Here is a 12,918-nt window from a genome sequence, read left to right as displayed (position 1 = left end):
CACGTTTTCAGAGTTACCCCTCCTCAATCATCATCCAATTTTTAAGAGGTCTGTTGACAATTGCGCTGAAAATAAGCATCAATGGTCTTTTCAACGCGCTGGCGCAGGTGTGTACCCTGCCATTCTCTTTTTCGCTCATACCCTCTGAAAAAGACCCTAAAAATAAGACGCGTCGTACCATCATATTGTTTTTGGCGCTCTTCTTCATGAATCACGATACGATTTGCAGCCAGCTCATTTTTCGTTTGATAAAGTTCTTCCGACATTTGCTGCAACACACGTCTTAGCAGTCTTTCATATGGCTGTAGCAGCTTCCATGCGCATTGCCCAGCCTGCAGCAAAGCTAAGTCTCTCGTAAGCACCTTCCGTGCATAAGACACCTCAATAAATCTGTCAATGATTTGCACTTCCTCATCCGACCAACGTTGCCCCATAAAAAGAACCCCCTTAACGCCCATTATAATCGAACGCACGTTCTTTTATTACAGGGAATTATTGGGGGTCTTATTGGGACTTTTTTCAAAAAATATTAAAATAATAAGCTTACAATTTCTTCTTTAGAAACGTTGCCAAAGTAATGTTGAATATCCACATCTTCTAGGGCCTTTTCAATGCCTTCTTTTGAGTAAATGGCTCCATTTAACCGTGCTTCAATATCATTTACGTCGCCAACACCGAAAAAGTCACCAAAGATCTTACTGTCTTTAATTTTCCCTTTGACGACGTCAAGCCGGATATCAACTTGTCCTACGGGAAAGCGATGAGAGTGCTGGACATTAAACTTAGGTGAACGTCCATAATTCCAATCCCATTGCTGATATCGTTTTTCAGAAAGCTCCTGGATGGCTTGTAAGTCTTTTTCCGTCCATTCGTACTTCGGTATATCTCCTTCTGTATCAAAAATGTAACGAAGCAAGAGTTGTTTAAATTGTTCAATACTCATTTCCTCGTCCATTAATTCTAAAATATTTGTCACGCGACTACGAATGGATTTAATGCCTTTCGAAGCAATTTTATCCATTTTTACATTAAGTGCCGAAACGACATTTTCGATCTCCGAATCAAACATCAAAGTGCCGTGGCTAAACATGCGTCCTTTCGTTGCGAACATGGCGTTTCCGGAAATCTTTTTACCCTCAGCAACGATATCGTTTCGCCCGCTTAGCTCAGCTTGAACGCCAAAACGCTGCAGTGCTTGAATAACTGGTTCGGTAAATTTTTTAAAGTTATGGAAGCTTTCGCCATCATCCTTTGTAATAAAACTAAAATTTAAGTTTCCTAAATCGTGATAGACAGCGCCCCCGCCGGACAAACGTCGTACAACGATGATGTCATTATCATCGACAAATTGAGGGTTAATTTCCTCAAGCGTGTTTTGGTTTTTTCCGACAATAATCGAGGGCTGGTTGATGTAAAACAATAAATAAGAGTCATTTAACGGGAGGTTTTTAAGAGCGTACTCCTCCATAGCAAGATTGTAACGAGGGTCTGTATGACCTAAATTATCTAAAAATAACATCATTAATCTCCTTCCAACATAATCTCTTCTTTCATTGTAGACGGACACTCTTAAAAAGAAAAGCCGACTACCTTTACTTTATAAAAGGCCGTCAGCTTTTCCGCACTATATATTGCATTCCCTCATCCGAGCAACGCACGGTCATTCCCCATCTGTTCACCGCGAATTTGCTCAAAAGCTTTCATCAGCTGTTCAATCGTCAGTGCCTCTTTGTCGGCACCGGATGCTTCAAATATGATTTGCCCTTTATCCATCATGATTAGACGATTTCCTAAATCGAGCGCTTGCTGCATATTATGCGTCACCATAAGGGTCGTCAGCTCAACCCGCTCAACGATCTCTTTCGTAAGCCTCGTAATTAACTCAGCCCTTGATGGGTCTAGTGCAGCTGTATGCTCATCTAAAAGTAATAATGAAGGTGAAGTGAATGTCGCCATTAATAAGGACAAAGCTTGGCGCTCACCACCCGATAAAAGACCGACCTTGGCACCAAAACGATTTTCCAAACCTAGACCGAGCAATTCAAGCTGCTCTTTAAAAAATGATTTTCTTGACTTGAGAATTCCTAAACGAAAAGAGGAACGACGTGCCGTTCGGCTGTAAGCAATGGCCATATTTTCCTCAATGGTCATTGTTGGAGCTGTGCCGGCCATAGGATCCTGGAAGACCCTGCCAATCATACGCGCTCGCTGATGCTCCTTTAAGTGTGTCACATCTTTATGATCTAAAATAACTTCGCCAACATCTGGCTCAAGGGCTCCTGAAATGGTATTCATCAACGTCGATTTCCCGGCACCATTACTGCCAATAATGGTTACGAAGTCTCCTGGCTCAAGGATCAGCTGAATTTGTTCCAAAGCATTTTTTTCATCGACGGTCCCTTCGTTAAACACTTTAGAGATCTGATTTAGCTGGAGCAATCCCGTTCCCCCCTTTACCGTTCATTTGGAGAGCCTGCCGTTTTCGCTTCCGGCGTGCCTTCTCTCGGTATACATCGACTTGGCGCGGTACGATGAGCGCGATAATAACGATCACAGCTGTAATCAGCTTCATATCTCCCGTGTCTAAAAAGCCGACTCGTAAGGCGAGCGCCACGACGATACGATAGATAATCGCCCCAAGAATAACACTGAGCGTGACACGCATGATCGTTTTTTTGCCGAAAAGTGCTTCGCCGATGATGACAGAGGCAAGGCCGATCACGATCATCCCAATTCCCATGCTTACATCACTAAACTTGCTGTATTGAGCGAAGAACGCACCTGAAAGTGCAACAAGACCATTCGAAAGGCCGAGCCCTAGTACCGTTAAAGTGTTCGTATTCGCGGAAAAGCTTCGACTCATCCGCGCGTTGTCTCCCGTGGAGCGCAAAGCCAAACCGACCTCTGTTTTCAAAAAGAGATCGACGATGACCTTGACGAGCAGAACGAGCACAACCATGAAAATCATCGTGCTCCACTCGTTGCCGCCAAGCACGCCCTCAAACTGCGAAAGCAATGTTTCATCGTTTAATAATGGCAGGTTGGGCTGTCCCATAATCCGCAAATTAATGGAATACAATGCAATCATCATTAAAATACCTGAGAGCAGCGCATTGATTTTTCCTTTAGTATTTAATAATCCCGTGATACATCCAGCCAAAAACCCTGCTGCAAGTGCAGCAATCGTAGCCAGCAAGGGATGTATTCCATTTGTAATCATAAGCGCAGCGACGGCTCCCCCTGTGACAAAACTTCCATCAACGGTTAAATCGGGGAAGTCAAGCACGCGAAAGGAGAGATAGACGCCGAGTGCCATGATGCCGTAGATTAATCCCATTTCTAAGGAGCCAGTAAACCAGATCGACACAGGGCTTCATTCCTTTCTTAAATGATCTTTTTACTCAATAATGTCTTCAGCGAGGTCGTCCCACTCGTCTTTCCATTCAACGCCCATACGCTCAGCAGCGCCTTTATTCAACGTCAATTTTAACGACTGAGGCGTTTGAACAGGAACATCCGCCGGGTCTTCCCCTTCCAAAATCGCGGCTGCCATTTCACCGGCGGCATAGCCGATATCATGATAAGAGAAGCCAAATCCGCCAAATCCGCCTCGATCTACAGAGTCTAATTCACCGACAAACAACGGAATTCCGTTGTCCTCAGCGACTTGGATGACAGATTCAAGCGCAGATACGACCGTATTATCTGTCACAATATAAAAAGCATCGACTTTTCCGACAAGGCTCTCTGCTGATGTCAAAACGTCAGCACTTGTCGCAACGGTTGCTTCTTCAATCGTCACGCCTGCTTCCTTAGCAGCTGCTTGCGCTAATTCAACTTGGCGAACCGAGTTTTGTTCCCCGGCGCTATACACCATGCCAATCGATTGTGCACCTAACTCATTCGCCATAAAATCGACGGATTTTTGCATGGCATCAGGAGCTAAATCGGTTGTCCCTGTGACATTCCCACCCGGCGCTTCCAACGACTCGACCAATTCAGCACCAACTGGATCGGTCACGGATGTAAACACAACCGGAATATCCTGCGTTGCCGCTAACGCACCTTGTGCCATTGGTGTTGCGTTGGCAAAGATGAGATCCGCTTCACTACTAATAAAATTATTTACAATGTTGCGAACGTTATTTTGATCTCCTTGGGCGTTTTGCTCGTCAAATTCAACGTTTAAACCAGATTCTTCGAGAGCTGCTTTAAACCCTTCTGTTGCATTGTCCAACGACGGATGCTGAACAATTTGCGAAACGCCAACGAGGTATGACTCGTCGTTTTCATTTGTTGCTTCTTCAGTTTCAGAAGTCTGATCTGTGTCTGTGCTCTCCGTTTCAGTACTTTCTGTCTCCGCCCCATCTGCTTCTCCGTTTTGTCCCCCGCCACACGCGGCGAGCAGAAGAAGAAAGAACGCTGCTAAAATAATCAAAAACTTCTGCTTCTCCATCATATTAAATCCCCCTTTTTTACTACATTGCTGCTTTCCTGCTTTTTCGCTTTCATTGAGTAAATTATACAGAAAAAAATAATTTATCAATCCATGATTCTTCTTGGCAGATTATGAAAAAATCTATGGCACTGTCATTTCAATCCTTTTAATCATGATCCATTTTATAGGTAACATCTATTTAATGATGAGATGTAATAACTTTACATAAAACAAACTTACTCATGATGTCATAACACCACTGCCAAATTCTCACTGTATTTACATAGTAATTTTCTGAAAACAACCTTGAGATTACACTTTTTGCTCCCTCTTAACAATTACCCCTGACCTAAAGACCACAATCACGATACTGCTTCGCATTGGCAATACTTCTCTGTAAAAAATTCGGATATTCTTTCATGTGGATGTCCAGCAATACTAAGTTCCACAAAACATTTTTCGATTCTAAAAGAGATACACCATGTTGTTACAGGTCCCACTCATTATCGGTCAGTGCGAACGAACACCTTCACACATCCGTTCAATCAAATTACATGAAAAAATAGTGTCTACGTCAATCCAGTAGAAAGAAGTGTAGACAAGAGCACATGGGCTATCTACACTTCAGCAATTCCTTTTTTACTATTGATAACGATACTGCTTCATATCAATAATTCTTTGATTACGACTGCCACGAAAAGACAGCGCAATATCCCTTTCCTCTATTTTAAATCGTCCATCGACTAGCACGTCAACATAGTTTAAAAGTTCTAACTGGTCGGGGTGCTGACTTTCCAAAAGCTCTTCAAGTGTCCATCCTGTATAGGCCCAGATATTTTTCCCGTATGTTTTAAGCTGTTGAGCTACTTTCGCTGCTGTCCTTGCTTGATCAAAAGGTTCTCCCCCACTGAACGTGATATTGGTTAACGGGTTGAGTGACTGTTGAACAATTTGCTCAATAGTCATCTCATGCCCATTTCTTTTATTCCACGACGAAGGGTTGTGACACCCCTGACAATGATGTGGACAGCCCGCAAAAAAGATAACTGTACGTAAACCTTCCCCGTCAACAACCGAATCATGGTAGATGGATAGAATATGTGCCGTTTCCATCATATATGCCTCACACGATCATCTTCTTCCTTCGTTTTAGCTGTATTCCATTTATCCATCGTCCCAACGAGATAGCCTGTAATACGGCGAATTCGTTCAATGTGTACAAAGTCCGTTGTTTGACATGTAGGACATTCGTTAGCAATGATTCCGCTATAACCACAGTTTTTACATCGATCGACTGGATGATTAATACTGCCATAGCCAACACCGCTTTCTGCCATTGCTTTTATGAGCGTATCTAACGCTTGAATGTTTTTACTGACATCTCCATCCACCTCAATATACGTAATATGCCCTGCATTCGTGTAAGAATGATAGACTGCTTCTTTTTTGATCTTCTCTATTGCGCAGATTGGATAATACACAGGGATGTGGAAAGAATTTGTATAGTACGCTCGATCGGTTACACCTTTCACTTCGCCAAAATCAGCCTGATCCTGCTTCGTAAATCTTCCGCTTAATCCTTCGGCTGGTGTGGCGATTAAAGAATAATTTAAATCATACTGCTCAGACGCTTGATCACATTTTTCCCTTAAAAAGGCGACAATCTCCTCACCCAAACTTTGTGCTTCATCTGACTCACCATGGTGCTTACCTGTTAGTGCAACTAAGCATTCGGCAAGTCCGATAAATCCTACACTTAAACTTCCTTGCTTTAAAACGTTTTCCAAATGGTCATTCGCCTGTAGTTCAGTACTTCCTTTCCAAACACCTTCAGCATGCAAAAATGTGAAGTTTTTCACAAGTTTTTGCGCCTGAAATACATACCGATCATACAATTGGCGAATGACGACATCGGTGTAGCTGTCCAATTTGTGCATAAACGCTGCAATCGTTGCCGATGTTAAAGCGATTTTAACTAAATTAATACTTGTAAAAGACAAATTCCCTCGTCCTACACTATTTTCTTCACCGTGTCGATTTGCCATAATACGCGTGCGGCATCCCATATAGGCCACTTCTGAGTCGGGGTTGTCTTTTTTATAATAGGCTAAATTAAAAGGCGCGTCGATAAAGCTAAAATTCGGAAACAGACGCTTGGCAGTCGTTTTTAATGCCAATTGGTATAAATCGTGATTCGGATCTTCTTGAAAAAAGTTAACACCTTTTTTCATTTTGAATATCTGAATCGGAAAAATTGGCGTTTCACCATTTCCTAAACCGGCTTGTGTAGCCAATAACAAATTTCTTACGATCATTCTCCCTTCAGTGCTCGTATCTGTCCCGTAATTAATCGACGTAAACGGAACTTGACCGCCACTTCGAGAATGCAGGCTGTTTAAATTATGAATAAAAGCTTCACAAGCTTGATAACACTCCGTATTCGTGTCTTCCCATGCTAGATTCTCCAATTCGTCCTGCGAAAGCTGAAGGTTGTACCCTTGAAGCTTATGTAGCCTTTTTTGAAAGGTTTTTTTGACATATGGCGCTAAGTCGTAATCAAACGCTTGGAAGCTTTGCCCGCCATGCTGTTGATTTTGATTACTTTGAAAAGCAATCGCCGCTAAAGCTAGCGCACTCATGATCGTTTGTGGAGGACGCATGTGACCATGCCCTGTATTAAAACCTTGTTCCAACAGCTTTCCTAAAGGGATTTGACAACATGTCGTCGTTCCCGTCGGCATATAATCAAGGTCATGTATGTGAATGTAGTTTTCCTTCATTGCCTCGTTCGCTTCGTTACTGAGTAAATGTTTTTTTGCATATAATTTGGCACTTTCACTCGCAAATTTGTTCATTTGTCCACACGGAGAGCGCCCATCGACATTTGCATTTTCCTGCATGAGGTCTTGGTTTGAATTTGAGACAATTTCATCAAAGATGGTCATTAATTCATCTGTTTCACTGACATAAAAATCGTTCTTTGGTGCCATGATTTACTCCCTCTCTAACCAAACTGTTATTATGGTCTAACTCAAATATAAAATCCTATATATAGTATAACAAATCCACCAAACAACTACATATAGTTATATCCTATATAGAAATTGGCCAATTTCACATGTATATTTTGTGACAGTTTGTTTAAATCACTCATTTTTTCTATGATGATGTAAATGTTAAAGAGAGATTGAACTTCAAAAGCAATATTTTGCTCATCAAAAAAGTGGTGACAGCGCACTATTTTCTTACATAGTTAAACGTATGCAGATGGAAACGATAAAAAAACGAAGGAATTGTTCCTCGACAACGCCTTCGCTTGTGACAAGACCTTATTTCATTTTCATATCAATGACCATTCTGCCTTGAATCGTCCCTTCTTCCATTTCGTGAAAGATATCATTGATTTCTTCTAGTTTTCGCGGTTGAACGACTGGAACGACTTTCCCTTCCGCACCAAACATAAACGCTTCTTCTAAATCTTTTCGCGTTCCAACGAGGGACCCGATGACTTCAATTCCATCGAGGACACTTTTAATGATGTCCAAGTCCATCTTTTCAGGTGGCAAACCGACATTAACCACTTTAGATGTCGGACGAACGGCATTCACAGCTTGGTTAAAAGCCGCTTTTGATACAGCCGTCACAACAGCAGCATGCGCGCCACCGAAGTCTTTTTGAATGGCTTCATCGACGTTTGCGACTTTTTTCGCGTTATAAGTCACATCTGCGCCAACTTCTTTTGCCAGCTGTAATTTATCGTCGTTAATATCAACAGCAATGACTTTAGCATTAAATACTTGTTTAGCATATTGGATCGCTAAGTTCCCAAGACCACCAGCCCCAAAAATAACGATCCATTCACCAGGTCGGACATTGGAGACTTTAATCGCCTTATAAGTAGTCACACCCGCACATGTAATACTTGTTGCTTGCTGTGGATCCAAGGCATCTGGTACCTTGACGGCATAATCAGCTGCGACGATACATTGCTCCGCCATCGCACCATCGACGCTGTAACCAGCATTTTTCACATCACGACAGAACGTTTCGCGACCGGTCACACAATATTCGCATGCCCCGCATCCTTCAAAAAACCACGCCACACTGACGCGATCGCCAACTTTCAAGCTAGTGACATCATCAGCAATTTCTTTTACAATGCCTACGCCTTCATGACCAAGCACACGTCCAGGCACTTCGCCAAAATCGCCTTGGGCAACATGGAGATCGGTATGGCAGACACCACAAAACTCAATATCAACAAGAGCCTCACCAGTATTTAACGGGCGCAACGTCACGTCTTTTACTTCAACAAGTTTGTCTTTCGTAGAATTTACAACTGCTGCTCTCATAAAAAGCACCCCCACAATTTGTTTGCTCACTTTTTCACAAACTTTACATTCTTATTATAATACGCCATGATGATTCATTCAAGTTTTCTCCATATCGCATTAAATTTAAACGAGTTTATTTCTGGAAACTGAGTGTACGCCATCAAATCTTATGAAAAATAACCTGCAAAAGATCCTCATCACTATGATTTCTTTGACTACCTTAACATTACGATCATCAATGATTTCACTTAATTTATCAGCTAAAAGTGATCTCCTGCGCACAGCAGAAATGATTTAGTTCAAACACAATGATCATTTCCTACAGGTTTTTAGCGTTCATTTTTGCTCCTGAATTTTTCTTATATCATTTTGTGTCATTGACTATTTAGCTTTATGAGCTTGCGTAGACTGTTCCTGTTGGCTCATTTTGTCGTCAGAATGAGTTGACGAAAAAGCTGAAACTATCTTATAATTCTGGTAACCATAATTTAACTAATAATGAATAGTTTATCATTTAATTTTTAGAAAGCTATTATTTTTAAACTACATGTTCATCAAATGTTTCGTTTTATTTATTAATTCTGGTGACCACCTGTGAAAAAGCATAAGCATTCATTGTTACGCACATTAAGTTATGGTTACATGAACACTTATCAGGAATTGAAAACGCTTCCCAGACCAAGGGAACGATCACATTTGAGGAGGTTTTTTAGTATGGTAGTACCTTATACGCATGAGCCATTTACAAACTTTACAAAAGATGAAAACAGACAAGACATGTTGAGAGCCTTAGAAAAAGTAGAGCAAGACCTTGGTAAAGATTATCCTTTAATTATAGGTGGCGAAAGAATTACGACGGAAGAAAAATTGATCTCCGTAAATCCTGCAAATAAAGATGAAGTCATTGGCTATGTTTCCAAAGCAGATCAAGACTTAGCTGAAAAAGCAATGCAAGTCGCTGATGAAACATTTACAACATGGCGGAAATCTGACCCGCAATTCCGCGCTGATTTGCTATTTCGTGCAGCCGCCATTATTCGTCGTAGAAAGCATGAGTTTACTGCCCATTTAATAAAAGAAGGCGGCAAGCCTTGGAAAGAAGCGGATGGAGATACGGCTGAGGCTATTGACTTTTTGGAATATTACGGAAGACAGATTCTTGAGTTGAAAGACGGAATTAAAGTAAATAGTCGCCCAATTGAACATAATCAATTTCATTATATCCCATTAGGCGTCGGTGTCGTTATTTCACCTTGGAATTTTCTATTCGCCATTATGGCAGGGACAACCGCTGCAGCTATGGTTTCTGGAAATACAGTTTTGTTAAAGCCAGCTAGTGCAACACCTGTAATTGCATATAAGTTTATGGAAGTATTAGAAGAAGCTGGTCTTCCTGCTGGTGTCATTAATTTTATTCCTGGGTCTGGGAAAGAGGTTGGCGATTATTTAGTTGACCATCCCCGTACACGGTTTGTCAGCTTTACGGGCTCCCGCGAAGTAGGTACACGTATTTTTGAACGTGCGGCTGTCGTCCAAGAAGGGCAAAAGTGGTTAAAACGAACCATTATTGAAATGGGCGGAAAAGATACGATCGTAGTGGATAGTGAAGCGGATTTAGAATTGGCCGCTCAATCCATTGTACAATCTGCTTTTGGTTTCTCGGGACAAAAATGCTCCGCCTGTTCTCGAGCTGTGATCCATGAGGATGTATATGACGAAGTAAAGGATCGGGTGATTGAGTTAACAAAAGCATTAACCGTAGGCGATCCTAAAAATGACGCAAATGATATGGGGCCGGTCATTGACCAAGCCGCGTATGATAAGATCATGAGTTATATTGACATTGGCAAAAAAGAAGGAGAGCTTTTAACTGGTGGAGAAGGTGATGACAGCAATGGCTGGTTTATTCAGCCAACAGTCTTCGCAGACGTGGATCCTCAAGCGCAAATTATGCAGGAAGAAATATTTGGTCCAGTCGTCGGTTTGACTAAGGCAAAGGACTTTACGGAAGCGATAGAAATCGCGAATAACACCGATTATGGTTTGACAGGAGCCGTCATTACGAATAACCGCGCTCACCTTGAGCAAGCGCGGGAAGATTTCCATGTTGGAAACCTTTACTTTAACCGTGGCTGTACAGCAGCAATTGTCGGCTACCAGCCATTTGGCGGTTTTAATATGTCTGGAACAGATTCTAAAGCAGGCGGACCAGATTACTTGATCCACCATATGCAAGGGAAAACAACTTCGGAAATGTTTTAATCTGATTTTAAAGATTGACATAAAAAATGATGGAAAAGTAAATATCGGATAATGTGCCAAACTGAATAGTTACTGCTCCCTCTATTCGCCGATTGCTTCAATCTCACGCGAACAGAGGGAGATACTTTTATCCACACACAAATAAGCCCACTTCGAAGAGATGAGATACTCATCCAATTCTAGGAAAAAGCACGATTAGAAGTGGATTTCCAAGGACATGTTCGTCCTATCATTTGAGCTGATACTCCAAGAGCTAAAATGTCATTTACGATTGATTCAATATTTACATAAGCACTCGCTATCAAACAAATTGCATTGATCAAAAACAGCTATGAGATGGTCTGGAGGTAAATGGACATGGAACAAATCATGCGTAATTTTTTTTTGTTTCTCTCGAATAATAAAACGCTTACAAAAGCGGCGAAGAAATACGGCTTCCGCTTCGGAGCTTCGCGCTTTGTCGCAGGTGTAAATATTAATGAAACAGCGAAAAAAATAAAAGCTTTAAACCACCAAGGTTTTGTTGTCACTGTTGACCATTTAGGGGAATTTATTGATAGTGAAACGGAGGCAAAACAGTCAGCGCAAGAGTGTATTAAAGCGATCAAAGTCATTGCCGAAGAGCAACTACAATCCGAATTATCTTTAAAGCTGACTTCACTTGGATTAGATATATCAGATGAACTTGTGATGGAGAATATGCGGGATATACTACAGGCAGGCAAAGCACATGATGTCACTGTAACGATTGATATGGAGGATTATGCTCGTTTAGATAAAACATTGCATATCTTCAAAACACTCAAACAAGAGTACGACAATATCGGTACTGTTTTGCAAGCTTATTTGTATCGTGTAGAAGAAGATGTATCAGCATTAAACGACTATAACCCATATTTACGATTAGTAAAGGGTGCGTACAAAGAATCTGCGACTGTTGCTTTTCCGGATAAAGCTGATGTAGATCAAAACTATAAAAAAATCATCAAACAAAATTTGCTCTATGGAAATTATACAGCCATCGCGACGCATGATGATGAAATCATCGCTTATACGAAAGAGCTTGAACAAGCCCACGACATTCCACGCGAGCAATTTGAATTTCAAATGCTTTACGGAATTCGCCTTGAGCTTCAAGAGCGTTTGTTAAATGAAGGCTATAAAGTACGTATCTATTTACCTTACGGAGAGGACTGGTTTGGCTACAATATGCGCCGTTTAGCTGAGCGGCCTGCCAATGTGGCATTTGTACTAAAGGGCATTTTAAAGAAATAGCTGGAAGAGGTTTGTGTGAAGAATGTTAGAGGCTGCCTCATGACCTTTTCCAAACGACTTTATGCAACGGGCACGAGCTCTGCGTCATTTGTAATCGTTACATACGCACACTCAAGCGGGGGATAGACTCTTCACCCACCAAGTAAAAACTCACTTTGTGTACGAAGGTCAATACGTCATGGGGAATCAGCAAACTCTCCCCTCCCCCCTTTACACAACTCTTTTGTCACTAGCAAGGTTGACTTGGCGTTTGTGGATGTTTTTCTTAAACCTCAACAATTATATTGTAGAGAACACCAAAAAAGGCAGCCTCTCCGAAGAGAGACTGCCTTTGGACATTTGGTATCAATTAGTTTTTCTCAACGTTAGCTGCTTGTTTGCCGCGCTCGCCTTCAACGATTTCGAAAGAAACAGACTGACCTTCTTCCAAAGTTTTGAAGCCTTCACCACTGATTGCAGAATAATGTACGAATACATCGTCTTGACCTTCAACTTCGATAAAGCCAAATCCTTTTTCTGCGTTAAACCATTTTACTGTACCTTCAACCATCTTAAAATCCTCCTCGCGCGCTCTTTCTTAGCGCACATGTGTAGTACCCTATTCTTGCC

11 protein-coding genes are annotated in these 12,918 nt (G+C 41.6%); 2 read left to right on the top strand and 9 right to left on the bottom strand.

Features of this window, described 5'->3' with window-relative positions:
• Positions 1–41 precede the first annotated feature (41 nt).
• From G4V62_RS05770 to adhP, 8 genes are all read right to left on the bottom strand, one after another.
• Positions 42–434 (bottom strand): YhjD family protein, encoded by a 393-nt coding sequence (locus G4V62_RS05770; protein ID WP_165200135.1) that lies wholly within the window; start codon positions 432–434, stop codon positions 42–44.
• Between the two features lie 95 nt (positions 435–529).
• Positions 530–1,519: a lipoate--protein ligase gene (gene lplA, locus G4V62_RS05765; protein ID WP_165200133.1), complete on the bottom strand. Its 990-nt coding sequence runs from the start codon at positions 1,517–1,519 to the stop codon at positions 530–532.
• 122 nt (positions 1,520–1,641) lie between these two features.
• Positions 1,642–2,439 (bottom strand): ABC transporter ATP-binding protein, encoded by a 798-nt coding sequence (locus tag G4V62_RS05760; RefSeq protein WP_165200131.1) that lies wholly within the window; start codon positions 2,437–2,439, stop codon positions 1,642–1,644.
• The gene (locus G4V62_RS05755) at positions 2,414–3,337 is read right to left on the bottom strand and encodes an ABC transporter permease (protein ID WP_165200303.1); all 924 of its coding nucleotides are present in this window, start codon (positions 3,335–3,337) and stop codon (positions 2,414–2,416) included. Before G4V62_RS05755 ends, G4V62_RS05760 begins: the two co-directional genes overlap by 26 nt.
• Positions 3,338–3,397: 60 nt before the next feature.
• Complete coding sequence (locus G4V62_RS05750) at positions 3,398–4,459, bottom strand: ABC transporter substrate-binding protein (protein ID WP_165200129.1); 1,062 nt, start codon at positions 4,457–4,459, stop codon at positions 3,398–3,400.
• Between the two features lie 621 nt (positions 4,460–5,080).
• On the bottom strand, positions 5,081–5,551 hold the full coding sequence (gene nrdG / locus G4V62_RS05745) for an anaerobic ribonucleoside-triphosphate reductase activating protein (RefSeq protein WP_165200128.1): 471 nt from the start codon (positions 5,549–5,551) through the stop codon (positions 5,081–5,083).
• Entirely contained in the window at positions 5,551–7,428 is a 1,878-nt protein-coding gene (locus tag G4V62_RS05740) for an anaerobic ribonucleoside triphosphate reductase (RefSeq protein ID WP_165200127.1), read from the bottom strand. The genes nrdG and G4V62_RS05740 overlap by 1 nt, the downstream gene beginning before the upstream one ends.
• Positions 7,429–7,767: 339 nt before the next feature.
• The gene (gene adhP / locus G4V62_RS05735) at positions 7,768–8,790 is read right to left on the bottom strand and encodes an alcohol dehydrogenase AdhP (RefSeq protein ID WP_165200126.1); all 1,023 of its coding nucleotides are present in this window, start codon (positions 8,788–8,790) and stop codon (positions 7,768–7,770) included.
• Between the two features lie 696 nt (positions 8,791–9,486).
• Between adhP and pruA the strand changes: the two genes are divergently transcribed.
• Positions 9,487–11,034 carry an L-glutamate gamma-semialdehyde dehydrogenase gene (gene pruA, locus G4V62_RS05730; RefSeq protein WP_165200125.1) on the top strand — a complete coding sequence of 516 codons (1,548 nt, stop codon included), beginning with the start codon at positions 9,487–9,489 and terminating at the stop codon, positions 11,032–11,034.
• A 357-nt stretch (positions 11,035–11,391) separates the two neighbouring features.
• Positions 11,392–12,309 (top strand): proline dehydrogenase family protein, encoded by a 918-nt coding sequence (locus tag G4V62_RS05725; RefSeq protein WP_165200124.1) that lies wholly within the window; start codon positions 11,392–11,394, stop codon positions 12,307–12,309.
• Positions 12,310–12,658: 349 nt separating this feature from the next.
• Here G4V62_RS05725 and G4V62_RS05720 read toward each other — a convergent pair whose 3' ends face one another.
• Positions 12,659–12,859: a cold-shock protein gene (locus tag G4V62_RS05720; protein ID WP_165200123.1), complete on the bottom strand. Its 201-nt coding sequence runs from the start codon at positions 12,857–12,859 to the stop codon at positions 12,659–12,661.
• Positions 12,860–12,918 lie beyond the last annotated feature (59 nt).

Source organism: Litoribacterium kuwaitense (genome assembly GCF_011058155.1).
Lineage (GTDB): Bacteria > Bacillota > Bacilli > Bacillales > DSM-28697 > Litoribacterium > Litoribacterium kuwaitense.
The sequence above is the reverse complement of the archived record's forward strand: the minus strand, read 5'-3'. Positions and strand labels throughout refer to the sequence as shown.